Source organism: Pseudomonas siliginis (genome assembly GCF_019145195.1).
Lineage (GTDB): Bacteria > Pseudomonadota > Gammaproteobacteria > Pseudomonadales > Pseudomonadaceae > Aquipseudomonas > Aquipseudomonas siliginis.
The window spans coordinates 260,885-285,459 of the sequence record NZ_JAHSTW010000004.1; the positions used below are offsets into that span (position 1 = coordinate 260,885).

The window sequence follows — 24,575 nt, forward strand, 5'->3', positions numbered from 1 at the left end:
CTTTCGCGAGCAGGCTCGCTCCCCCATTGGATCAGGGTTGGACACAAAATGTCTGAACACCTGAAGCCCCCTGTGGGAGCGAGCCTGCTCGCGAATAGGATCTGCGCTACACATCTTGCTAAAAGTCTGGCGCTCCCTTTGCCATCTCCACGGCTAGCCTTCTCATGATCAACATATGAGAAGGCAACGGAATGCCGGGTTTATCTGCTTCACATCGCTTGCGCATCGGACGCTATTCAGAACACAACCGCATTTACATTCTGACCGCCAATACCGCCGGGAGAGAACCTGTATTCAGCGATTTCTTCCTCGGCAGATTGCTTGTAAACCAATTTCGGGCAGCTGAGGAAACGGGATTGGCCAATTCTCTGGCTTGGGTCGTAATGCCAGATCATTTTCACTGGCTGATTGAATTGAAGAGTGGCTCGCTCGGCGAATTGATGCAGCGAACTAAATCCCTCAGCACCAAAGCGGTAAAGCTTTCGACCGGTAGAAAGTCCAGCCTTTGGCAACCTGGCTTCCATGACCGGGCACTGCGTAAAGAGGAGAATCTGGTGAAGATGGCTCGGTATGTCATTGCCAACCCATTGCGGGCAGGGCTGGTCAAAAGCCTTGGCGACTATCCGTTGTGGGATTCGATCTGGTTATGAGTTGAGATCTGCGGTGCGGCCATTCGCGAGCAGGCTCGCTCCCACAGGGGAATGCATTCCAAATACGGGAGCGAGCCTGCTCGCGAAGCGGTTCCCCCGATCTCACCGATCCGGCTCACACCCCTTCAACACCAACCGGATAATCGTCTGCGCCGCCGCTTCATAATCGGCTTCATCAAGTTTGTCCTTCCCGGTCACTGCGGAAATCTGCCAGTCGAAGTCGGCGTAGGTCTGGGTCGCGGCCCAGATGCTGAACATCAGGTGGTTGGGGTCGATCGGGGCGATCTGGCCGCGGTCGATCCAGCTCTGGATGCAGGCGATGTTGTGCTTGGCCTGGGCATTTAGCTGCTCGACCAGGTCGGCGCTCAGGTGCGGGGCGCCGTGCATGATTTCGCTGGCGAACACCTTGGAGGCGTAGGGCAGGTCGCGGGAGATGCGGATCTTCGAGCGGATGTAGCCGCTCAGCACTTCGCTCGGCACACCGTCCGGGTTGAACGGGGTCGAGGCCTGCAGAATCGGCTCGATGATGCTTTCCAGCACCTCGCGATAGAGGTTTTCCTTGGATTTGAAGTAGTAATAGACGTTGGGCTTGGGCAATCCCGCCTTGGCGGCGATGTCGCTGGTTTTGGTCGCCGCGAAGCCCTTGTCGGCAAACTCTTCGCTGGCGGCGCGCAGGATCAGTTCTTTGTTACGCTCGCGGATTGTGCTCATAAACCCGGTGGTTCCTTGCCTGTTCTGGCGGTGGCGCATGGTAGCACCGGCCTTGAGCGGCGCTCAACAATGCAGCCTGTGGCCGGCGGTCGCGTTATGCTTGGCAACATTCATACACAGAAGGAAACAGGATTCATGGCAGGAAGCAGTTTGCTGGTGCTGATCGATGACATCGCCACCGTTCTGGATGACGTTGCGTTGATGACCAAGATGGCCGCGAAGAAGACCGCCGGGGTGCTCGGTGATGATCTGGCGCTCAATGCCCAGCAGGTTTCGGGCGTGCGCGCCGAGCGGGAAATTCCCGTGGTCTGGGCGGTGGCCAAGGGCTCGTTCGTCAACAAACTGATCCTCGTGCCGTCGGCATTGGCGATCAGCGCTTTCGTACCGTGGCTGGTGACGCCGCTGTTGATGGTCGGCGGCGCGTACTTGTGTTTCGAGGGTTTTGAAAAACTCGCGCACAAGTTTCTGCACAGCAAAGAGGAAGACGAGGCAGAACACGCACAGTTGACCGAAGCAGTGGCCGATCCGGCGACCGATCTGGTGGCGTTCGAGAAGGACAAGATCAAAGGCGCGATCCGCACTGACTTCATTCTCTCGGCAGAAATCATTGCGATCACCCTCGGCACCGTGGCTGATGCCTCGCTGACTCAGCAAGTGGTCGTCATGTCCGGCATCGCCATTGTCATGACCGTGGGCGTTTACGGTTTGGTGGCGGGCATCGTCAAACTCGACGACCTGGGGCTGTGGCTGACGCAGAAACCCGGGCAGATGGCGAAAAAGATCGGCGGCGGCATTCTCAGTGCCGCGCCGTACATGATGAAAACCCTGTCGGTGGTCGGTACGGCGGCGATGTTCCTGGTCGGCGGTGGCATCCTGACCCACGGCGTGCCGGTGCTGCATCACTGGATCGAAGGTGTCGGCGCAGCGGCAGGGAGCGCCGGGTTCGCCGTGCCGATGCTGCTCAATGGTGTCGCGGGGATTATTGCCGGGGCTGTGGTGTTGGCGGTGGTTTCGGTCGTAGGCAAGCTCTGGAAAGCGCTGAAGGGTTAATCAGCAACACATAACAAATGTGGGAGCGAGCCTGCTCGCGAATGCGGTAGTCCAGTCAATAATTGATAAAGACTGATACTCCGCGTTCGCGAGCAGGCTCGCTCCCACAGTGTTTTGCGGCAGCCGATTTACTCGGCGATCTGCAACTTGCGCGCCTCGGTGTAGACGTACCGCACTTTCTCGTACTCGAACGGCGAGTTCATCTGGCCGTAGCGGAAGCTGGTCTGGTAGCGCTTGTCGATTGCACGCAAGGCCCAGACTTCCGGGTGGTTGGAGCTGACTTCCGCGACGTTGAGGAAGTTGATCGCGGTGTCGGCGGTGTAATCCACGGCCAGACCTGCGGTGTCGCGGATGTTCGACGGGCCGAAGATCGGCAGTACGAAGTAGGCACCGCCCGGTACGCCGTAGAAGCCCAGGGTCTGACCGAAGTCTTCGTTCTGGCGCGGCAGGCCCATGGCGGTGGCCGGGTCCCACAGGCCGGCGATGCCGATCGTGGTGTTGAGCAGCAGGCGCGCGGTGGTTTCCATCGAGCGCTGGCCCTTGAACTGCAACAGGCTGTTGACCAGGTTCGGCACGTCGCCAATGTTGTTGAAGAAGTTGCTCACCCCGGTACGCACGAAGCTTGGCGTGATGTAGCGATAGCCATCGACCACTGGAAGGAACACCCACTGGTCGAAGCGGTAGTTGAAGTGGTAGACCCGGCGGTTCCACGATTCCAGCGGGTCATAGACGTTCAGCGCATTGAGCGTGGAGCGTTCGAATTCGCGCTGATCCAGGCCCGGGTTGAACTTGAGTTTGGTCAGCGGCTGCTTGAAGCCGTCGCTGTCGACCACCACCGGTGCATCGGCTTTACTGTTGTCGGCCTGGGCCACGCCTGCACAGAGGAACGCTGCAATCAGCAGGAGATATTTAGCCACGGAAGAACTCCAGCATGGCGTCGCTGTTGACGCGATAGTTAAGGTTGCCGCAGTGGCCGCCCAGTGGATAAACGGTCAGGCGATCACCGAAGGTTTTACGCAGGAAGCCCAGGTCGCCAGGGCCGAGGATCACGTCGTCGGCGTTGTGCATGACGGCGATTTTCGGGCTGTCGTGCAAGTAATCCTTGAGCGCATACAGGCTGACCTGGTCGATCAGTTGCAGCAGGCTGCCGCCGTCGGTGCGCGCGCGCCACATCGGAATGACCTGTTCGGTGATGTAGCAGTCGAAATCGCATTGCAGCGCACGCTTGAGGAACGGCGTGAGGCTGGTGCCTTCGGTGATCGGGAATTTCGGCGGGGTGATCAGGCCGCGACGGTTGACCAGGTCCGAGGTGTAGGCAATGTCGGCTGCCGAAAAGCGGAACGACGTGCCGATGAGCATGGCCATCTGTTCGTTGGTCAAGTGTTGCTTGGATTGTTGAAAGTCATACAGCAGCGCATCGTTGAGATCGATGTAGCCTTTCTGCTGGAAGTAGCGGGTCAGCTTGGTCAGTACCAGTTCATAGAACGTGGTGCTGTTGTTGATGCCCTTGACCTCGGTCTGTACCAGCTTGTCGAGGTTGGTCACCGAGGTGTAGAGGTTGACCGGCGGGTTGAGCAGCAGGACTTTCTTGAAGTTGAAGCTGCGGCGCGTTTCGTCCAGATGCGCGACGAACGCGGCATCGAGGGCGCCGAGGCTGTAACCGGTCAGGTAATACTCGGTGACCGGCAGTTTCGGGTTCTGCGCCCGCACGGCCTGCATCACCCGGTACATGTCTTCGGCATCTTCCTTGGTCACGCCCGGCGTGGCGAAACGCGAGGCGGCGCTGATGAAGTCGAAGCTGGTCGGCGACGACAACTGCACGACGTGGTAGCCGGCCTTGTAATACAACTTCTTCAGGTATTCGTTGAGCGTGCTGTCAAAGCGCGCACCGGTGCCGGCGATCAGGAAGATCAGCGGCGCCGGTTTGTCCTGCGTGGCGATGCGGTAAGTGAGCTTCTTCACTGCCCAGAAATTGTCCGGCAGCTGGAATTCACGCTCCGGGCGCAGGGTGAGGCTGCGGTCCGTTTGATTGATGTCGTCGTCCAGCGGCAGCTCCGGACGCAGGTCCGGTGGTGTCGTGGCGATCGTCGCCTCGAACGGGTTGGTCAGCGGGTAGCCATAGCTGGCGGCGTCGATATCCACCGCCAGCGCGGACGCACTCAAGATAAGGCCGCTGAACAGCGCGGCGAAGCGCAAGGAACGGAGCATGACTAGATCCCTTAGAGGAAGGTGCCGATTGAAGTTCGCAGGCTATGACCACCGGCCGTGCGCCAAAGTGCCATGCTGCGGCACCAAACAGGCGGAATTCGGGGTAATAGTAGCTGGACGATACACGTTGCAAGGGCTCGCTGAACAGTTAACAGTTGTTAGTGCTTGCGAATGCCGGTCGGCAGATTAAGCTGGCCGCCGATTTCCGCAGATTGGAGTGCTCCATGTCCCGCCGCTTGCCCGTGATTGTGCTGCTTGTTTTGTTGCCGCTGTGGCTGGCCGCCAGTTATGCCGCGCGCTATGGCTTCATGGAAGACGGGCAGTGGGTGGGCATCTGTGTCGACGAGGCCAGTCGTTGGGAATGCCTGGTGCGGTCGAACCTCGGGCTGATGATTCATTTCAAGGTGCTGGGCTGGGCGGCGGTGGGCGCGGCGGTATTGGCGTTTGTATTGCCGGGACGGACAGGGTGGTGGCTGGCGGTGCTGGCGCTGGTGTTCGGCCTGCCGGCGCTGGCGTTGTACAACACCACGTTAGCGGTATTTGCGGTGGTGATTGCCGGGTTGCGCCTGGTCCGCGAGTCCCGCAGCGCCTGACAATCAGTCATCGCGAGCAGGCTCGCTCCACAGGGGATTTGTGAACGCCACAGATCCAATGTGGGAGCGAGCCTGCTCGCGAAGAGGCCTGAACCGCTCTGATGATCAGAGGTTGCGAACCCGCAGGCAGCGCCACAACGCCATCACCATCAAACCACTGACCAGCGCCCAGCCCCACGCCTGCTGATTCAGCATCCCTTCCTGATACAACTGCGGTGCAATCCCCGCGCCGACGATAAAGGTCAGCAGAGCAATCTCCCGACGCGGCACGCTCACCGGGCGGCACAGGTAGACCAACGCCGGCAGCACGAACGCCATGCTGGCGAAACTGCGATAGCGCGAATCGAAGACCATTTCCAGCATCATCACCGCCGCGGCAAAACCAGCCGCCGCGACCAGCCAGCCGGCGCGGCGCTCGAGGAAATCGAATGCTCGCGCGCGCCAACCGCTACGCGCGCTTAGTGTCAGTGCGGCATGCGCGAGGACCAATAGATTCAACCCGGTCAGCAAGCCAGCCCACAGCCATTCACCGGCAAATCGTGTGGTCAATCGAGCCAGATCGCCCCAGGCGCCAATCGAGCACGCTGCGACCGCGCCCAGCAGTGGCAGCAAAAGCGCCGAACGTGTGCTGCGCACGCGTCCACCAAGGATCAGCGTGCCGAGGAAAATCAAAGCACCGACTGCCAGCCATTCTTTCCAGTACGGCACATTGCTCACCGGTCCGGCGAGCACGCCTTTGTCCTGCCGATCCGCATCGAACAACCCCCAGTAGCCGCCGACCGCGCCTTCACTGCCGCGCTTCCACGGTTGGTCGAAGGCTTCGATCAGGTTGTAACGCCAGCCTTCCTGCTCGGCCATCGCCACGAATCCACGAATGAATTTCGCCTCGTTGACCCGGCTCGGCACGGCGGTTTCGCGCTGGCGGCCTTCGCTGGGCCAGCCGGTTTCGCCGATCATCACGTCCTTGGGCGCGAACTTGTTGCCGAACACCTGACGCACATCCGCCACATGCCGCAGCGCCACGTCGATGTTCGATGGATCGTCTTCCCAGTACGGCAGCAGGTGAATGGTCAGAAAGTCCACAGCCGGGGCGATTTCCGGATGCTTGAGCCAGAATTCCCAGACGTCGGCGTAGGTCACCGGTTGCTTGACCTGGCTTTTGACCTTGTTGATCAACCGGGCCAGTTGCGCGCCAGTGACCTCTTTGCGCAGCAGCGCTTCGTTGCCGACGATCACCGCCGTGACCACGTCGGGGTTGGCATTGGCCGATTTGATCAGCAGGTCGACTTCCTGCTCGGTGTCGACCGGGTTGCTGTTGACCCAGGCGCCGATCATCAACTTCAGACCGTGCTTGCGCGCCAGATCGGGCAGGGCGTCGAGGCCGGTCATCGAGTAGGTGCGGATGCATTCAAAGCGCGTCGCCAGCAGTGCGAGGTCGGCATCCATGCGCGCCGGGCGCAACTTGAACGGCACGTCGAACGGTGACTGGTCTTTGTCGAACGGCGTGTAGGAGGCGCATTGCAGCTTGTGCGTCGGGGTTGCAGCGTCCGGCAGGATCACCGGTTGGCCGAGGCCATACCAGAAACCGCCAAGGGCCAGGAGCCCGAGCAGGCAGGTGAACAGATAAGGCAGAAAAGGAAATCGGTACGTCGCGGACATGGTCAGGCCGAGTGGCTGCAAAGCGACGCATGTTACCTGCATTTATAGAAGGGCAGGTGGCTCGCAGGCGTTGTACATGCAAAGTTCGGGCGGATTGTCTGGCGTCAATTAATCTCGCTTGATTAATGGCTTTCTGATGTCGTTTCTCGCTGCCTTGAGGTCGCTGACAGAGCAGGTCGCCGGCCGCTTGAGGTTGATGATCAAACCATCAGTACCCTTTTTGAAAAATCGGCTGATGTTCGGTGTGTGAGGTCCGGCGTGATGGGGGCGCTGTGCACCATAACAATACGTTGACGATGCCCGGCATCCGTCGGGCGCAGCATTTCGGGGAAGTAAACGATGAAGATGCGACGACTTTTAGGCGCAGGTGCCGCTTTGGCGCTTGCGATGAGTTCCACTTTCGCCAACGCTGAAAAACAGACCCTGAACATCGGTTACGTTGACGGCTGGTCCGACAGCGTCGCGACCACCCACGTGGCGGCCGAAGTGATCAAACAGAAGCTCGGTTATGACGTGAAGCTGCAGGCCGTCGCCACCGGGATCATGTGGCAGGGCGTGGCCACCGGCAAACTCGACGCCATGCTCTCGGCCTGGCTGCCCGTGACCCACGGTGACTATTGGACGAAAAACAAGGATCAGGTCGTCGATTACGGCCCGAACTTCAAGGACGCGAAAATCGGCCTGATCGTGCCGGAGTACGTCAAAGCCAAATCGATCGAAGACCTGAAAACCGACGACACCTTCAAAAACCGTATTGTCGGCATCGACGCCGGTTCAGGCGTAATGCTCAAGACCGATCAGGCGATCAAGGATTACGGTCTGGACAAGTACAGCCTCAAGGCCAGTTCCGGCGCCGGCATGATTGCCGAGCTGACCCGCGCCGAGAAGAAAAACGAATCCATCGCTGTCACCGGTTGGGTGCCGCACTGGATGTTCGCCAAGTGGAAACTGCGCTTCCTCGACGACCCGAAAGGCGTGTATGGCCAGGCTGAAACCGTGAACAGCATCGGCAGCAAAGGCCTGGACGCCAAGGCGCCGGAAGTGGCCAAGTTCCTGAAAAACTTCCAGTGGGCGTCGAAAGACGAAATCGGCGAGGTCATGCTGGCGATTCAGGACGGCGCCAAGCCTGATGCAGCGGCCAAGGACTGGGTGGCCAAACACCCGGATCGTGTAGCTGACTGGACCAAATAATTTCAACACCGCCACACCCCTGTGGGAGCGAGCCTGCTCGCGAATGCGATCTGTCAGTTGATGCGATATCGATCGATAGGACGCCTTCGCGAGCAGGCTCGCTCCCACAGTTGTTTTTATATGTGCTTGAAAATGGCCAGAACATCATGGCCATCTACTACTAAGGTCGTCTGGAACCTCTCTCGCAGCCGCATACATTAGCTACGTTCCAACAATAATTTGTGCTGCGAGGATAAAAACAATGAACGACAGCATTTACCTCTCGATTCAAAACAGTCCCCGATTCAAGGAGCTGGTTCAGAAACGGGAACGATTCGCCTGGATTCTCTCGGCAATCATGCTTGGGCTGTACTCCGCATTCATCCTGCTGATCGCATACGGGCCGCACGTGCTCGGGGCGAAACTCAGTCCTGAATCCTCGATCACCTGGGGCATCCCGATCGGTGTCGGCCTGATCATTTCAGCCTTCGTCCTGACCGGCATCTACGTGCGCCGCGCCAATGGCGAGTTCGACGACCTGAACAATGCGATTCTCAAGGAGGCTCAGCAATGATCCGGCGTCTACTGGCTCTATTGAGTGTTGCGGCTTTCGCGCCGAGTGTCTGGGCGGCTGACGCATTGACGGGGGAGGTGGCCAAACAGCCGCTGAACATTCCGGCGATCCTGATGTTCGTGGCCTTCGTCGGCGCGACGTTGTACATCACCTACTGGGCTTCGAAGAAAAACAATTCGGCCGCCGATTATTATGCGGCGGGCGGCAAGATCACCGGTTTCCAGAACGGCCTGGCGATCGCTGGCGACTACATGTCGGCGGCGTCCTTCCTGGGTATTTCCGCGCTGGTGTTCACCTCCGGCTACGACGGCCTGATCTACTCGATCGGCTTCCTGGTGGGCTGGCCGATCATTCTGTTCCTGATCGCCGAGCGTCTGCGTAACCTGGGTAAATACACCTTTGCCGACGTGGCGTCCTACCGCCTCGGGCAAACCCAGATCCGCACTCTGTCCGCCTGCGGTTCGCTGGTGGTGGTGGCGTTCTACCTGATCGCGCAAATGGTCGGTGCCGGCAAGCTGATCCAGCTGCTGTTCGGCCTCGATTACCACGTTGCGGTGATTCTGGTCGGCGTGCTGATGTGCATGTACGTGCTGTTTGGCGGCATGCTCGCGACCACTTGGGTGCAGATCATCAAGGCAGTGTTGCTGCTGTCCGGTGCCTCGTTCATGGCGCTGATGGTGATGAAGCACGTGGGCTTCGACTTCAACACACTGTTCTCCGAAGCGATCAAGGTTCACGCCAAGGGCGAAGCGATCATGAGCCCTGGCGGTCTGGTCAAGGATCCGATCTCGGCGTTCTCGCTGGGTCTGGCACTGATGTTCGGTACCGCTGGCCTGCCACACATTCTGATGCGCTTCTTCACCGTGAGTGACGCAAAAGAAGCGCGCAAGAGCGTGCTGTACGCTACCGGTTTCATTGGCTACTTCTACATCCTGACCTTCATCATCGGCTTCGGCGCGATCCTGCTGGTCAGCACCAACCCGGCCTTCAAAGATGCAGCGGGCGCCTTGCTCGGCGGCAACAACATGGCGGCGGTGCACCTGGCCAACGCGGTGGGCGGCAGCATCTTCCTAGGCTTCATCTCGGCAGTGGCGTTCGCAACCATTCTGGCTGTGGTAGCCGGTCTGACGCTGGCGGGTGCTTCGGCGGTTTCTCACGACCTGTACGCCAGTGTGATCAAGAAGGGCAAGGCCAACGAGAAGGATGAGATTCGCGTGTCGAAGATCACCACTATCGCCCTGGCGGTGCTGGCGATTGGTCTGGGCATTCTGTTCGAAAGCCAGAACATTGCGTTCATGGTCGGCCTGGCGTTCTCCATCGCGGCGAGCTGCAACTTCCCGGTACTGCTGCTTTCGATGTACTGGAAGAAGCTGACCACTCGCGGCGCGATGATCGGCGGCTGGCTGGGTCTGGTCAGTGCTGTTGGTCTGATGATCCTCGGCCCGACCATCTGGGTGCAGATTCTGCATCACGAGAAGGCGATCTTCCCTTACGAATATCCGGCGCTGTTCTCGATGATGATTGCGTTCATCGGGATCTGGTTCTTCTCGATCACTGACAAGTCGGCGGCTGCGGATAACGAGCGGGCGCTGTTCTTCCCGCAGTTTGTGCGTTCGCAGACCGGGTTGGGGGCGAGTGGGGCGGTTTCGCACTAAGAGATCAGCTGCAAGCTTCAAGCTTCAAGCTTCAAGAAAACGCCCTGATTGAGAGATTGGGGCGTTTTTTTTGTGGGCGGTTATTGGTTGGTTTGGTGTGTATATCCGTTTTTTGCAGTGCTGCGGCTGGCGGTTTCGCCCTTACGGCGACTTACTTTTTTACAAGCGCCTAAAAAAGTAAGCAAAAAACGCTAGCTCCTACGTTCGGCCCGCTCGCTGGGGCTCGGGGTTCCTTCGCTCCGGGACTGATCCGGGCGCAGCGGCTCCGGTTTGCTTCGCTGCACCTCCTTCCGCTGTGTCTGGCTGCGCCAGACGGTCGCTGCGCTCCCACGCCCGGATCAATCCCTCCGCTCAGCCTTCCGACGTCGCCCGTGGATCAAGATCAAAAGCACTCGAGCTAACGCTCATTGTTGAGTGGTTAGAAGCGTCGCACGGCTTGAGATTTTCGGTGGATTCGCCCCTCACCCCAGCCCTCTCCCGAGGGAGAGGGAGCCGATTTGTGTGGTGTTCAAAACCTGCATTCGACTCGGTATCGCAAGTCGGCGTGTTTCGCCCAAACACCTCGGTCAGTCCCCTCTCCCTCTGGGAGAGGGCTAGGGTGAGGGGCTCTTGATCTGGCTTTGGCTTTTGCTTTTGATCTTTTGCCCCTTCGGCAGGCTTCGTTACGGGATCGATCCGGGGGTGGGAGCGCAGCGACCGTACGACGCAGTCGTACACAGCGAGTGTAGGTGCAGCGAAGCCAACCGGAGCCGCTGCGCCCGGATCGGTCCCGTAACGAAGGAACCCCGAGCTTTAGCGAGCGGGCCGTACGCCGGGGCAAAGCCTTTTGGGTTACCTTTTTGGCGTCTGAAAAAGGTGACTCGCTGTAAGAGCGAAACCGCCAGCGGCAGCACCCGCAGCAACGGATATGCCCCCAGAATCCAAGAACCAGTCGGCCCGAAGGCCGCTGAGACCACAAACAAAAACGGCCTCTATATAAGAGGCCGTTCCTGACACACCACTAACCCATCACAAAAAGAAAAAACCTTATTTGCGATCTTCCAGCTTGGTAATGTCACGCGACTCGTAACCGGTGTACAGCTGGCGCGGACGGCCAATCTTGTACGGGCTCGAAAGCATTTCTTTCCAGTGCGAAATCCAGCCGACAGTACGTGCCAGGGCGAAAATCACGGTGAACATGCTGGTTGGAATGCCGATCGCCTTGAGGATGATCCCCGAGTAGAAGTCGACGTTCGGGTACAGCGAGCGCTCGATGAAGTACGGGTCGGTCAGCGCGATCTCTTCCAGGCGCATGGCCAGTTCGAGTTGCGGATCGTTGTTGATGCCCAGTTCCTTCAGCACTTCGTCGCAGGTCTGCTTCATGACAGTCGCGCGAGGGTCGCGGTTTTTGTAGACGCGGTGACCGAAGCCCATCAACTTGAACGGATCGTTCTTGTCCTTGGCCTTGGCGATGAACTTGTCGATGTTCGACACATCGCCAATCTCGTCGAGCATGGTCAGCACGGCTTCGTTCGCACCGCCGTGGGCAGGGCCCCACAGTGCGGCGATACCGGCGGCGATGCAGGCGAACGGGTTGGCACCCGAAGAGCCGGCCAGACGCACGGTGGAGGTCGAAGCGTTCTGCTCGTGGTCGGCGTGGAGGATGAAGATCCGGTCCATGGCCTTGGCGAGTACCGGGCTGATCGGTTTGATCTCGCACGGGGTGTTGAACATCATGTGCAGGAAGTTTTCCGCGTAAGTCAGATCGTTGCGCGGGTACATCATGGGTTGGCCCATGGAGTACTTGTAAACCATCGCTGCCAGGGTCGGCATCTTCGCAACCAGACGGATCGCGGAAATTTCGCGATGCTGCGGGTTATTGATGTCCAGGGAGTCGTGGTAGAAGGCCGAGAGGGCGCCGACTACACCGCACATGACGGCCATCGGGTGGGCGTCGCGACGGAAACCGTTGAAGAAGGTTTTCAGCTGCTCGTGAACCATGGTGTGGTTCTTCACGGTGCTGACGAACTGGGCCTTCTGTTCTGCGGTCGGCAATTCGCCGTTGAGCAGCAGGTAGCAGGTTTCCAGGTAGTCCGACTTTTCAGCCAGCTGTTCGATCGGGTAGCCGCGGTGCAACAAAATGCCGTTGTCGCCGTCGATATAGGTAATTTTCGATTCGCACGAAGCGGTCGACATGAAACCCGGGTCGAAAGTGAAGCGGCCCGTGGCCGTCAGGCCCCGAACATCGATTACATCGGGACCAACGGTGCCGGTTAAAATGGGCAGCTCGACGGGGGCTGCGCCCTCGATGATCAACTGCGCTTTTTTGTCAGCCATGTGGCCTCCTATTTATGCTTGAACCATCAGACAGACCCCCCACGCAGGGCCCGCACCACTATAGTGAGATAAATTCGAATGTCAATTTGCCTAAAGTCTTGCTCCAGAAGGCTTTAAGCCGACTTTTTCCTCGAAATTGCCTGCCATTTACGCCTTTTATGCAACTTGTGCAATCCGCTATTGGGGGTAGGTGAACGCGTTGTCATTAGTAGCCTAACTGTCTATACTCGGCCACCGACCGCCAAGGGCTTTTGGGCTTGCTTTCATTGGGGGTCGCATCCCTGGGTGGTGGTTACCTGACCAGTGCACTCCCCAACAACTTTGCCCTGATTGTTAGGGGCTCTTCAGTGTGAAAAAAAAGCCGTGAAAAGCCAACGACCTGTAAACCTAGACCTAAGGACCATCAAACTCCCAGTCACTGCTTACACGTCCATTCTTCACCGTATCTCCGGTGTCATCCTCTTCGTGTGCCTTGCCATCATGCTTTACGCATTGGACAAGTCGCTGAGCTCCGAGGAAGGCTTCGGTCAGGTGAAAGCGTGTCTGACCAGTCCGCTAGCCAAGCTAGTGATTTGGGGCATCCTGTCCGCTCTGCTGTATCACCTGGTAGCCGGTGTGCGCCACTTGATCATGGACATGGGCATCGGTGAGACGCTGGAAGGCGGCAAACTGGGCTCGAAAATCGTTATCGCCGTTTCCGTGGTGGTAATCGTTCTGGCAGGAGTCTGGATATGGTAACTAACGTCACTAACCTGTCGCGTTCGGGCCTCTATGACTGGATGGCACAGCGTGTGTCTGCGGTCGTTCTCGCGGCTTACTTCATCTTTCTGATCGGATACATCGTCGCCAACCCTGGCCTCGAGTATGCCCAGTGGCATGAACTGTTCGCTCACAACGGAATGCGTATTTTCAGCCTGCTGGCCCTTGTTGCTCTGGGTGCTCACGCCTGGGTCGGCATGTGGACCATTGCGACCGACTACCTGACGCCAATGGCGTTCGGCAAGTCCGCAACGGCGATACGTTTCCTTTTCCAGGCAGTATGCGGCGTTGCGATGTTCGCTTACTTCGTCTGGGGTGTGCAGATTCTCTGGGGTATCTGATTCATGGCTAACATTCCAACGATTTCTTTCGACGCCATCATTATTGGTGGTGGCGGTGCCGGCATGCGCGCTGCGCTGCAGCTGGCACAGGGCGGCCACAAGACTGCGGTGATCACCAAGGTTTTCCCGACCCGTTCGCACACTGTGTCCGCACAGGGCGGCATCACGTGCGCCATCGCTTCCGCCGACCCGAACGATGACTGGCGCTGGCACATGTACGATACCGTCAAGGGTTCCGACTACATCGGTGACCAGGACGCTATCGAATACATGTGTCAGGAAGGCCCGGCTGCCGTGTTCGAGCTGGACCACATGGGTCTGCCGTTCTCGCGTACCGAGCAAGGCCGCATCTACCAGCGTCCGTTCGGTGGTCAGTCCAAGGACTACGGCAAGGGCGGTCAGGCTGCACGTACTTGCGCTGCGTCCGACCGTACCGGTCACGCGCTGCTGCACACGCTTTATCAGGGCAACCTGAAAGCCGGCACCACGTTCCTCAACGAGTACTACGCTGTTGATCTGGTGAAAAACCAGGAAGGCGAATTCGTTGGTGTGATCGCGATCTGCATCGAAACCGGCGAAACCTCCTACATCCGTGCCAAGGCCACCGTTCTGGCCACTGGCGGTGCGGGCCGTATCTACGCGTCCACCACCAACGCCCTGATCAACACCGGTGACGGCGTCGGCATGGCTCTGCGTGCTGGCGTGCCGGTACAAGACATCGAAATGTGGCAGTTCCACCCGACCGGCATCGCCGGCGCCGGTGTACTGGTTACCGAAGGTTGCCGTGGTGAAGGTGGTTACCTGATCAACAAGCACGGCGAGCGTTTCATGGAGCGTTATGCTCCGAACGCGAAAGACCTTGCAGGTCGTGACGTGGTTGCCCGTTCGATGGTCAAGGAAATCATCGCCGGCAACGGTTGCGGTCCGAATGGCGACCACGTAATGCTCAAACTCGACCACCTGGGCGAGGAAGTGCTGCACAGCCGTCTGCCAGGCATCTGCGAACTGTCGAAGACCTTCGCCCACGTTGACCCGGTCGTTGCTCCGGTTCCGGTTGTGCCGACCTGCCACTACATGATGGGCGGCGTTGCCACCAACATTCATGGCCAGGCGATCACCCAGAACGCCGAAGGTCAGGACCAGATCATCCCTGGCCTGTTCGCGGTAGGCGAAGTGGCTTGCGTATCGGTACACGGTGCGAACCGTCTGGGCGGCAACTCGCTGCTCGACCTGGTGGTATTCGGTCGCGCTGCCGGCCTGCACCTGGAAAAGGCGTTGACCGATGGCATCGAATACGACGACGCTACCGAGTCCGACATCGAAGCTGCACTGTCGCGTCTGAACGCGCTGAACAACCGTACCGACGGTGAAGACGTTGCCACCCTGCGTCGCGAGCTGCAAAGCTGCATGCAGAACTACTTCGGTGTATTCCGTACCGGCGAATACATGCAGAAGGGCATCGCTCAGCTGGCCGATCTGCGCAAGCGTATCGCCAACGTGAAGATCAACGACAAGTCGCAAGCGTTCAACACTGCACGTATCGAAGCGCTGGAACTGCAGAACCTGCTGGAAGTGGCTGAAGCTACCGCCATCGCGGCCGAAGTACGTAAAGAGTCCCGCGGCGCTCACGCCCGTGAAGACTTCGAAGACCGTGATGACGAAAACTGGCTGTGCCACACCCTGTACTTCCCGGGTGACAAGCGCGTCACCAAGCGTGCCGTGAACTTCTCGCCGAAGACTGTTCCGACTTTCGAACCTAAAGTCCGGACTTATTAAGGGTGACCGCCATGTTGCAAGTCAGTGTTTATCGCTACAACCCTGATCAGGACGCTGCGCCGTTCATGCAGGATTTCCAGGTCGATACCGGTGGTAAAGACCTGATGGTGCTGGACGTGCTGGCCCTGATCAAAGAGCAGGACGAAGGTTTCTCCTATCGTCGCTCCTGCCGTGAAGGCGTCTGCGGCTCCGACGGCATGAACATCAACGGCAAGAACGGTCTGGCCTGCATCACACCGCTGTCTGCCGTTGTAAAAGGCAACAAGCTGATCGTTCGTCCGCTGCCAGGTTTGCCGGTTATCCGTGACCTGGTCGTCGATATGAGCATCTTCTACAAGCAATACGAGAAGGTGAAGCCTTACCTGCAGAACGACACGCCGGCTCCGGCCATCGAGCGTCTGCAGTCGCCAGAAGAGCGCGAAAAGCTCGACGGTCTGTACGAGTGCATCCTGTGCGCCTGCTGCTCGACCTCTTGCCCGTCCTTCTGGTGGAACCCGGACAAGTTCCTGGGTCCTGCTGCGCTGCTGCAAGCCTACCGCTTCCTGGCAGACAGCCGCGACACCAAGACCAGCGAACGTCTGGCTTCACTTGACGACCCGTTCAGCGTTTTCCGCTGCCGGGGCATCATGAACTGCGTCAACGTATGTCCGAAAGGCCTGAACCCGACTAAGGCCATCGGTCACATCCGTAACATGCTGCTTTCGAGCGGCGTGTGATTCAGCTGCTGTAACCGTTGTACCGTAGAGGCTGTGGCGCGGGCTTCAACCCGCGTCATGGCTATAACCAGAGCCGTAGCCATAAGCTGCAGCTCTTCTTTTGAAGAAATGAGACAAGCAGGGGCATCCGGGCTGGTACCCGGACTATCAGTGTGATCCTAGGTGGCTTGTTTTAGTCGCTGCATTCGGACTTCTGCAAGTTTGCTCGGTGTCGACACCGATGGTGTTCCCCTAACCGAGGGTGACCAAGCATGCAAGAAAGCGTGATGCAGCGCATGTGGAACAGCGCCTACCTTTCAGGTGGAAACGCTGCCTATGTGGAAGAGCTTTATGAGCTCTACCTGCACGACCCTAACGCTGTGCCAGAAGAGTGGCGCACCTACTTTCAGAAGTTGCCAGCCGACGGCAACTCTGCCACTGATGTTTCGCACTCGACGATTCGCGATCATTTCGTGCTGCTGGCAAAGAACCAGCGCCGCGCCCAACCGGTTTCCGCCGGCAGCGTGAGCAGTGAGCACGAGAAGAAGCAAGTTGAAGTGCTGCGATTGATCCAGGCCTACCGTATGCGTGGCCACCAGGCAGCCCAGCTTGACCCGCTGGGGCTGTGGCAGCGTCCTGCACCTGCAGACCTGTCGATCAATCATTACGGCTTGACCAATGCCGATCTTGATACGACCTTCCGTGCCGGCGACCTGTTCATCGGCAAAGAGGAAGCGAGCCTACGCGAAATTCACGAAGCGTTGCAGCAGACATATTGCCGCACCATCGGCGCTGAATTCACGCACATCACCGATTCCGAGCAGCGCCAGTGGTTCCAGCAGCGTCTGGAAAGCGTGCGTGGCCGTCCGACGTACTCCGCCGACATCAAGAGCCACCTGCTTGAGCGCGTGACTGCCGGTGAAGGCCTGGAAAAATACCTCGGCACCAAATACCCGGGCACCAAGCGTTTCGGTCTGGAAGGCGGCGAAAGCCTGATTCCGATGCTCGACGAACTGATCCAGCGTTCCGGCTCGTACGGCACCAAGGAAGTCGTCATCGGCATGGCCCACCGTGGCCGTCTGAACGTACTGGTCAACACCTTCGGCAAGAACCCGCGCGAGCTGTTCGACGAGTTCGAAGGCAAGAAGAAGGTCGAACTGGGTTCCGGTGACGTTAAATACCACCAGGGCTTCTCGTCCAACGTGATGACCACCGGCGGTGAAGTTCACCTCGCCATGGCGTTCAACCCGTCCCACCTGGAAATCGTTTCCCCGGTGGTTGAAGGTTCGGTGCGCGCCCGTCAGGACCGTCGCAACGACCTGACCGGTGAGAAAGTTCTGCCGATCTCCATCCACGGTGACGCGGCATTCGCCGGTCAGGGCGTGGTCATGGAAACCTTCCAGATGTCGCAGACCCGCGGTTTCAAGACCGGCGGTACCGTGCACATCGTGATCAACAACCAGGTCGGTTTCACCATCAGCAACCCGCTGGACTCGCGCTCCACCGAGTACGCCACCGACGTTGCCAAGATGATCCAGGCGCCGATCCTCCATGTGAATGGTGATGATCCGGAAGCCGTGCTGTTCGTGACCCAACTGGCCATCGACTACCGCATGCAGTTCAAGCGTGACGTGGTGATCGATCTGGTCTGCTACCGTCGTCGCGGCCACAACGAGGCCGACGAGCCAAGCGGCACCCAGCCACTGATGTATCAGCAGATCACCAAGCAGCGCACCACCCGTGAGCTGTACGCTGATCGCCTGACTCAGGCCGGTGTGCTTGACGCTGAACGCGTTCAGGCCAAGGTCGACGAATACCGCAACGCGCTGGACAACGGTCTGCACGTAGTGAAATCGCTGGTCAAAGAGCCGAACAAAGAGCTGTTCGTCGACTGGCGTCCGTACCTGGGCCACGCCTGGACTGCGCGTCACGACACGCGTTTCGATCTCAAGACCCTGCAAGAACTGTCCGCCAAGCTGCTGGAAATTCCGGAAGGCTTCGTGGTTCAGCGTCAGGTCGCGAAGATCTACGAAGACCGTCAGAAGATGCAAGCCGGCGGCCTGCCGATCAACTGGGGTTACGCCGAAACCATGGCGTACGCGACCCTGGCGTTCGAAGGTCACCCGATTCGCATGACTGGTCAGGACATCGGCCGCGGTACGTTCTCGCACCGTCACGCTGTGTTGCACAACCAGAAAGACGCGGGCACCTACATTCCGCTGCAGAACCTGTACGAAGGTCAGCCACGTTTCGACCTGTACGACTCGTTCCTCTCGGAAGAAGCGGTACTGGCATTCGAATACGGTTACTCGACCACCACGCCAAACGCGCTGGTGATCTGGGAAGCCCAGTTCGGCGACTTCGCCAACGGTGCTCAGGTCGTGATCGACCAGTTCATCACCAGCGGCGAGCACAAGTGGGGCCGTCTCTGCGGTCTGACCATGCTGCTGCCACACGGTTACGAAGGCCAAGGCCCTGAGCACAGCTCGGCTCGTCTTGAGCGTTACCTGCAGCTGTGCGCCGAGCACAACATTCAGGTGTGCATGCCGACCACGCCAGCACAGATCTACCACTTGCTGCGTCGTCAGGTGATCCGTCCGCTGCGCAAGCCGCTGGTCGTGCTGACGCCGAAGTCGCTGCTGCGCCACAAGCTGGCCATCTCGACGCTGGAAGATCTGGCCGAAGGTTCGTTCCAGACCGTGATCCCGGAAATCGACGCACTGGACCCGAAAAAGGTCGAGCGCGTGGTTCTGTGCAGCGGCAAGGTCTACTACGACCTGCTGGAAAAACGCCGTGCCGAAGGCCGCGAAGATATCGCCATCGTGCGTATCGAGCAGCTGTATCCGTTCCCTGAGGACGACTTGAAAGAAGTCCTGGCTCCATACACCAACGTCAAACACGCCGTTTGGTGTCAGGAAGAGCCGATGAACCAGGGTGCCTGGTACTGCAGCCAGCATCACTTGCGTCGCAGCATCGCCAACCTCGACAAGACTCTCGTACTTGAGTACGCGGGCCGTGAGGCTTCGGCTGCGCCAGCTTGTGGTTACGCATCGATGCACGCCGAGCAGCAGGAAAAACTGCTGCAAGATGCTTTCACTGTTTAACGCCTTCGCGCTGACTGAAACCGAATTTTAAGGACCCACAGATAATGGCTATCGAAATCAAAGCCCCGTCATTCCCGGAATCGGTTGCCGATGGCACCGTTGCCACCTGGCACAAGAAACCAGGTGAGGCCGTCAAGCGTGACGACCTGATCGTCGACATCGAAACCGACAAAGTCGTGCTCGAAGTGTTGGCTGAGGCAGACGGCGTGCTGGGCGCAATCGTTGCCGAAGAGGGCGCTACCGTTCTGTCGAACCAGGTCCTGGGCTCAATCGAAGAGGGCGGCGCTGCTGCTGCCGCTCCTGCCGCCGCTGCTGCTCCGGCTGCTACTGCAGCTGCCGCACCGGCTGCTGCCGATGGCGAAGATGACCCGATTGCAGCTCCTGCCGCTCGCAAGCTGGCTGAAGAGAACGGCATCAACATCGCTTCCGTTGCCGGCACCGGCAAGGGCGGTCGTGTGACCAAGGAAGACGTGGTAGCAGCGGTTGCTGCCAAGAAAGCCGCTCCGGCCGCCGCACCTGCCAAGGCTGCTGCTCCTTCGGCTGCTGCGCCTATGTTCGCTGCCGGCGACCGCATCGAGAAGCGCGTACCGATGACTCGCGTACGTGCCACCGTGGCCAAGCGTCTGGTTGAAGCCCAGTCGAACATGGCGATGCTGACCACGTTCAACGAAGTCGACATGACCGAAGTCATGGCCCTGCGTTCGAAGTACAAGGACCTGTTCGAGAAGTCCCACAACGGCGTACGCCTGGGCTTCATGTCGTTCTTCGTGAAAGCGGCCACCGAAGCGCTGAAACGCTTCCCGGCTGTCAACGCGTCGATCGACGGCGGCGACATCGTTTACCACGGCTATGCGGACATCGGCGTTGCCGTTTCCAGCGACCGTGGTCTGGTGGTACCGGTTCTGCGTAACGCCGAGCTGATGAGCCTGGCTGAAATCGAAGGCGGCATCGCAACATTTGGCAAGAAAGCCCGTGACGGCAAACTGTCGATGGACGAGATGACCGGTGGTACCTTCACCATCACCAACGGTGGTACCTTCGGTTCGATGATGTCGACGCCGATCGTCAACCCGCCGCAGGCAGCGATTCTGGGCATGCACAACATCATCCAGCGTCCGATGGCCATCAACGGTCAGGTCGTGATCCGTCCGATGATGTACCTGGCTCTGTCCTACGATCACCGCCTGATCGATGGCAAAGAAGCTGTGACCTTCCTGGTGACCATCAAGAACCTGCTGGAAGATCCGGCTCGTCTGTTGCTGGATATCTAAAAAGCAGCTGCAAGCTTTCAGCTACAAGCCTCAAGCTCAAGGCGAGCGGGTGGGCTTGCAGCTTGAAGCTTGCGGCTTGTAGCTTTATTGCTAAAGAGGATTTTTTGAATGTCGCAGAAATTTGACGTAGTAGTGATCGGTGCCGGCCCTGGTGGCTATGTAGCGGCCATCAAGGCTGCTCAGTTGGGCCTGACCACTGCCTGCATCGAGAAGTACACCGACGCAGAGGGCAAGCAAGCCCTGGGCGGTACCTGCCTGAACGTGGGTTGCATTCCTTCCAAGGCGCTGCTCGACAGCTCGTGGAAATACAAGGAAGCCAAAGAGAGCTTCAACGTTCACGGTATCTCGACCGGCGAAGTCAAAATGGACGTCGCTGCGATGGTTGGCCGCAAGGCTGGCATCGTCAAGAACCTGACTGGCGGCGTTGCCACCCTGTTCAAGGCCAACGGCGTTACTTCGATCCAGGGGCACGGCAAGCTGCTGGCCGGCAAGAAAGTCGAAGTCACCAAGCCGGACGGTTCGGTTGAAGTCATCGAAGCGGAAAACGTAATCCTCGCGCCAGGCTCGCGTCCGATCGACATTCCACCGGCCCCGGTTGACCAGAAAGTCATCGTCGATTCGACTGGCGCTCTGGAATTCCAGTCCGTACCTAAACGTCTGGGCGTGATCGGCGCTGGCGTGATCGGTCTGGAGCTGGGTTCGGTATGGTCGCGTCTGGGTGCAGAAGTGACTGTTCTCGAAGCGCTGGACACTTTCCTGATGGCAGCGGACACCGCTGTTTCCAAGGAAGCGCTGAAAACCCTGACCAAACAGGGTCTGGACATCAAGCTGGGCGCTCGCGTTACCGGTTCGAAAGTCAACGGCGAAGAAGTCGTCGTCAACTACACCGATGCCAACGGCGAACAGACCATCACTTTCGACAAGCTGATCGTTGCCGTTGGTCGCCGTCCGGTGACCACTGATCTGCTGTCTGCCGACTGCGGCGTGGAAATCGACGAGCGCGGTTTCATCGCGGTCGATGACCATTGCGTCACAGCTGTACCGGGCGTCTTCGCCATCGGTGACGTGGTTCGCGGCATGATGCTGGCCCACAAGGCTTCGGAAGAAGGCATCATGGTTGTCGAGCGCATCAAGGGCCACAAGGCTCAGATGAACTATGATTTGATCCCTTCGGTTATTTATACTCACCCGGAAATCGCGTGGGTTGGCAAAACCGAGCAGGCGCTGAAGGCCGAAGGCGTTGAAGTCAACGTCGGCACCTTCCCGTTCGCCGCTTCCGGCCGTGCCATGGCTGCCAACGATACCGGTGGTTTCGTCAAGGTCATCGCCGATGCCAAGACCGACCGCGTATTGGGCGTGCACGTGATTGGCCCGAGCGCTGCAGAACTGGTTCAGCAGGGCGCGATCGGTATGGAATTCGGCACCAGCGCTGAAGACCTGGGCATGATGGTTTTCTCCCATCCGACCCTGTCCGAAGCCTTGCACGAAGCTGCTCTGGCAGTGAATGGCGGCGCCATTCACATTGCCAACCGCAAGAAGCGTTAAGACATAATAAGAAACCACGGCGGCAACGGCCCGTCGTGAGCCTTGCGAGCAAGACTCACCGCGGAATGTCCGCCGGACGCAGTCTTGCGTAGCCCAGCTACGCAAGCAGCAGTCACAGGTGGCGCGGCACTCAAACGAGCGCAGCGCCGAATGCGCAGTACCTAACGAAGACGGTAAAAAGCATGAATCTTCACGAGTATCAGGGTAAGCAGCTGTTCGCTGAATACGGCCTGCCAGTTTCCACTGGTTATGCAGTAGACACCCCGGAAGCAGCAGCAGAAGCTTGCGACAAAATCGGTGGCAACGAGTGGGTCGTCAAAGCCCAGGTTCACGCCGGTGGTCGCGGTAAAGCGGGCGGCGTAAAGCTGGTTCGCAGCAAAGAAGACGCCAAAGCCTTCGCACAGCAGTGGCTGGGCAAGCGTCTGGTGACTTACCAGACTGACGCCAATGGCCAGCCAGTCACCAAGATCCTGGTTGAATCGTGCACTGATATCGCTAAAGAGCTGTACCTGGGCGCTGTCGTTGACCGTTCGAGCCGTCGCATCGTGTTCATGGCTTCCACCGAAGGTGGCGTGGACATCGAGAAAATCGCTCACGACACTCCAGAAAAAATTCTCAAGGCCACTATCGATCCACTGGTTGGCGCTCAGCCATCCCAGGGTCGCGAGCTGGCATTCCAGCTGGGTCTGGAAGGCAAGCAGGTCACTCAGTTCGCCAAGATCTTCGTAGGTCTGGCCAAGCTGTTCAAAGACCACGACCTGGCTCTGCTGGAAGTGAACCCGCTGGTGATCAAGGCTGACGGCGATCTGCACTGCCTCGACGCGAAGATCAACATCGACGCCAACGCCATGTACCGTCAGCCTAAGCTGAAGGCTTTCCACGATCCGTCGCAGGACGATCCGCGCGAAGCGCACGCTGCCAAGTTCGAACTGAACTACGTAGCCCTGGAAGGCAACATCGGCTGCATGGTCAACGGTGCCGGTCTGGCCATGGGTACCATGGACATCGTCAACCTGCATGGCGGCAAGCCAGCCAACTTCCTCGACGTAGGTGGTGGCGCTACCAAGGAACGCGTTACTGAAGCGTTCAAGATCATCCTGTCCGACCAGAACGTCGCGGCAGTACTGGTCAACATCTTCGGCGGCATCGTTCGCTGCGACATGATTGCCGAAGGCATCATCGGCGCCGTGAAAGAAGTCGGCGTGAAAATCCCGGTTGTTGTTCGCCTTGAAGGCAACAACGCTGAGCTGGGCGCTAAAGTACTTGCAGAAAGCGGTTTGAACATCATCGCTGCTACCAGCCTGACCGACGCTGCTCAACAAGTTGTCAAAGCTGCGGAGGGCAAATAATGAGCGTCCTGATCAACAAAGACACCAAAGTTATCTGCCAGGGTATTACCGGTTCGCAAGGTAGTTTCCACACCCAGCAAGCCATCGAATACGGCACCAAGATGGTTGGTGGCGTAACTCCAGGCAAAGGCGGCACCGAGCACCTGGGTCTGCCAGTGTTCAACACCGTAAAAGACGCAGTAGCTGCCACTGGCGCTACCGCCAGCGTGATCTACGTTCCGGCTCCGTTCTGCAAGGACTCGATCCTGGAAGCGGCATTCGGCGGCATCAAGCTGATCGTCTGCATCACCGAAGGCATTCCTACCCTGGACATGCTGGACGCCAAGGTCAAGTGCGACGAGCTGGGCGTAGTCCTGATCGGCCCTAACTGCCCAGGCGTGATCACCCCAGGCGAATGCAAGATCGGCATCATGCCAGGTCACATTCACTTGCCAGGCAAGGTCGGTATCGTTTCGCGTTCCGGCACCCTGACCTACGAAGCTGTGAAGCAGACCACTGACGCCGGTTTCGGTCAGTCGACTTGCGTCGGCATCGGCGGTGACCCGATCCCGGGTTCGAACTTCATCGACATCCTGAAGCTGTTCCAGGAAGACCCGAAGACCGAGGCGATCGTGATGATCGGCGAGATCGGCGGTTCGGCTGAAGAAGAAGCGGCTGCCTACATCAAGGCTAACGTGACCAAGCCGGTTGTTTCCTACATCGCTGGTGTGACTGCTCCTCCGGGCAAGCGCATGGGCCATGCTGGCGCAATCATCTCTGGCGGCAAAGGCACTGCAGACGAGAAATTCGCTGCGCTGCAAGACGCAGGCGTAAAAACCGTGCGTTCGCTGGCAGACATCGGCAAGGCCCTGGCCGAGCTGACTGGCTGGGAAGTGAAGAAGTAAGCTTCGGCTGACTTTTTAGCTCCAGCAACAAAGGCCACCTTCGGGTGGCCTTTGTCGTTCCTGGCGTATGAGAATTTTGAGAGCTGTAGTGACGAGGGGATTTATCCCCGCTGGGCTGCGAAGCGGCCCCCATGCTAGCGACCATGATCAGTCAGGCAGTTCCAGCTCGGATTCTTTGGGACTGCTGCGCAGTCCAACGGGGATAAATCCCCTCGCCACAGGTTTGCTGTGATGAATACAGGTTCTCTGTATGAAAAATAGATAT

20 protein-coding genes are annotated in these 24,575 nt (G+C 58.7%); 15 read left to right on the forward strand and 5 right to left on the reverse strand.

Annotation, left to right across the window (positions count from 1 at the left end; all coding sequences use genetic code 11):
• The first annotated feature begins 191 nt into the window (after positions 1 to 191).
• Complete coding sequence (locus KVG87_RS10815) at positions 192 to 650, forward strand: REP-associated tyrosine transposase (protein ID WP_217850670.1); 459 nt, start codon at positions 192 to 194, stop codon at positions 648 to 650.
• 102 nt (positions 651 to 752) lie between these two features.
• On the opposite strand, the gene KVG87_RS10820 is transcribed toward KVG87_RS10815, so the two are convergent.
• Entirely contained in the window at positions 753 to 1,361 is a 609-nt protein-coding gene (locus tag KVG87_RS10820; protein ID WP_041479604.1) for a TetR/AcrR family transcriptional regulator, read from the reverse strand.
• A gap of 135 nt (positions 1,362 to 1,496) precedes the next feature.
• Here KVG87_RS10820 and KVG87_RS10825 point away from each other — a divergent pair, with 135 nt between their 5' ends.
• Entirely contained in the window at positions 1,497 to 2,411 is a 915-nt protein-coding gene (locus KVG87_RS10825; RefSeq protein ID WP_217850672.1) for a DUF808 domain-containing protein, read from the forward strand.
• Positions 2,412 to 2,539: 128 nt separating this feature from the next.
• On the opposite strand, the gene KVG87_RS10830 is transcribed toward KVG87_RS10825, so the two are convergent.
• Positions 2,540 to 3,328 (reverse strand): MlaA family lipoprotein, encoded by a 789-nt coding sequence (locus tag KVG87_RS10830; protein WP_041479602.1) that lies wholly within the window; start codon positions 3,326 to 3,328, stop codon positions 2,540 to 2,542.
• On the reverse strand, positions 3,321 to 4,619 hold the full coding sequence (locus KVG87_RS10835; protein WP_024012145.1) for a serine protein kinase PrkA: 1,299 nt from the start codon (positions 4,617 to 4,619) through the stop codon (positions 3,321 to 3,323). The genes KVG87_RS10830 and KVG87_RS10835 overlap by 8 nt, the downstream gene beginning before the upstream one ends.
• 224 nt (positions 4,620 to 4,843) lie before the next feature.
• Between KVG87_RS10835 and KVG87_RS10840 the strand changes: the two genes are divergently transcribed.
• Positions 4,844 to 5,212 (forward strand): hypothetical protein, encoded by a 369-nt coding sequence (locus KVG87_RS10840; RefSeq protein WP_217850675.1) that lies wholly within the window; start codon positions 4,844 to 4,846, stop codon positions 5,210 to 5,212.
• Positions 5,213 to 5,317: 105 nt separating this feature from the next.
• Here the strand turns inward: KVG87_RS10840 and KVG87_RS10845 are convergent, their stop codons facing one another.
• Complete coding sequence (locus tag KVG87_RS10845; RefSeq protein WP_217850677.1) at positions 5,318 to 6,913, reverse strand: glycoside hydrolase family 17 protein; 1,596 nt, start codon at positions 6,911 to 6,913, stop codon at positions 5,318 to 5,320.
• Between the two features lie 297 nt (positions 6,914 to 7,210).
• Between KVG87_RS10845 and KVG87_RS10850 the strand changes: the two genes are divergently transcribed.
• The 3 genes from KVG87_RS10850 to KVG87_RS10860 all read left to right on the forward strand — a co-directional run bounded on the left by KVG87_RS10850 (position 7,211) and on the right by KVG87_RS10860 (position 10,270).
• The gene (locus tag KVG87_RS10850; RefSeq protein ID WP_041479599.1) at positions 7,211 to 8,062 is read left to right on the forward strand and encodes a glycine betaine ABC transporter substrate-binding protein; all 852 of its coding nucleotides are present in this window, start codon (positions 7,211 to 7,213) and stop codon (positions 8,060 to 8,062) included.
• Positions 8,063 to 8,303: 241 nt separating this feature from the next.
• Positions 8,304 to 8,615 carry a DUF485 domain-containing protein gene (locus KVG87_RS10855; RefSeq protein WP_016771016.1) on the forward strand — a complete coding sequence of 104 codons (312 nt, stop codon included), beginning with the start codon at positions 8,304 to 8,306 and terminating at the stop codon, positions 8,613 to 8,615.
• Entirely contained in the window at positions 8,612 to 10,270 is a 1,659-nt protein-coding gene (locus tag KVG87_RS10860) for a cation acetate symporter (protein WP_016771015.1), read from the forward strand. Before KVG87_RS10855 ends, KVG87_RS10860 begins: the two co-directional genes overlap by 4 nt.
• 1,026 nt (positions 10,271 to 11,296) lie before the next feature.
• Here KVG87_RS10860 and gltA read toward each other — a convergent pair.
• Entirely contained in the window at positions 11,297 to 12,586 is a 1,290-nt protein-coding gene (gltA, locus tag KVG87_RS10865) for a citrate synthase (RefSeq protein WP_003222994.1), read from the reverse strand.
• Positions 12,587 to 12,949: 363 nt separating this feature from the next.
• On the opposite strand from gltA, the gene sdhC reads away from it, so the two are divergent.
• The 9 genes from sdhC to sucD all read left to right on the forward strand — a co-directional run bounded on the left by sdhC (position 12,950) and on the right by sucD (position 24,310).
• A complete protein-coding gene (gene sdhC, locus KVG87_RS10870; protein WP_016773673.1) occupies positions 12,950 to 13,324 on the forward strand; it encodes a succinate dehydrogenase, cytochrome b556 subunit in 375 nt (124 codons plus the stop codon).
• Positions 13,318 to 13,686, forward strand: a complete 369-nt coding sequence (sdhD, locus tag KVG87_RS10875) for a succinate dehydrogenase, hydrophobic membrane anchor protein (RefSeq protein WP_008049683.1) — start codon at positions 13,318 to 13,320, stop codon at positions 13,684 to 13,686. The genes sdhC and sdhD overlap by 7 nt, the downstream gene beginning before the upstream one ends.
• A gap of 3 nt (positions 13,687 to 13,689) precedes the next feature.
• Positions 13,690 to 15,462, forward strand: coding sequence for a succinate dehydrogenase flavoprotein subunit (gene sdhA, locus KVG87_RS10880; RefSeq protein WP_024012149.1), 1,773 nt, complete (start codon positions 13,690 to 13,692; stop codon positions 15,460 to 15,462).
• 11 nt (positions 15,463 to 15,473) lie between these two features.
• A complete protein-coding gene (locus KVG87_RS10885; RefSeq protein WP_016773675.1) occupies positions 15,474 to 16,178 on the forward strand; it encodes a succinate dehydrogenase iron-sulfur subunit in 705 nt (234 codons plus the stop codon).
• Between the two features lie 251 nt (positions 16,179 to 16,429).
• A complete protein-coding gene (locus tag KVG87_RS10890) occupies positions 16,430 to 19,261 on the forward strand; it encodes a 2-oxoglutarate dehydrogenase E1 component (RefSeq protein ID WP_076566671.1) in 2,832 nt (943 codons plus the stop codon).
• A gap of 44 nt (positions 19,262 to 19,305) precedes the next feature.
• Entirely contained in the window at positions 19,306 to 20,532 is a 1,227-nt protein-coding gene (gene odhB, locus KVG87_RS10895; protein WP_217850680.1) for a 2-oxoglutarate dehydrogenase complex dihydrolipoyllysine-residue succinyltransferase, read from the forward strand.
• A gap of 108 nt (positions 20,533 to 20,640) precedes the next feature.
• Positions 20,641 to 22,077 (forward strand): dihydrolipoyl dehydrogenase, encoded by a 1,437-nt coding sequence (gene lpdA, locus KVG87_RS10900; protein WP_016773678.1) that lies wholly within the window; start codon positions 20,641 to 20,643, stop codon positions 22,075 to 22,077.
• A gap of 182 nt (positions 22,078 to 22,259) precedes the next feature.
• Complete coding sequence (gene sucC / locus KVG87_RS10905) at positions 22,260 to 23,426, forward strand: ADP-forming succinate--CoA ligase subunit beta (RefSeq protein WP_016773679.1); 1,167 nt, start codon at positions 22,260 to 22,262, stop codon at positions 23,424 to 23,426.
• Positions 23,426 to 24,310: a succinate--CoA ligase subunit alpha gene (gene sucD, locus KVG87_RS10910; protein ID WP_016773680.1), complete on the forward strand. Its 885-nt coding sequence runs from the start codon at positions 23,426 to 23,428 to the stop codon at positions 24,308 to 24,310. The genes sucC and sucD overlap by 1 nt, the downstream gene beginning before the upstream one ends.
• The last annotated feature ends 265 nt before the right edge of the window (positions 24,311 to 24,575 follow it).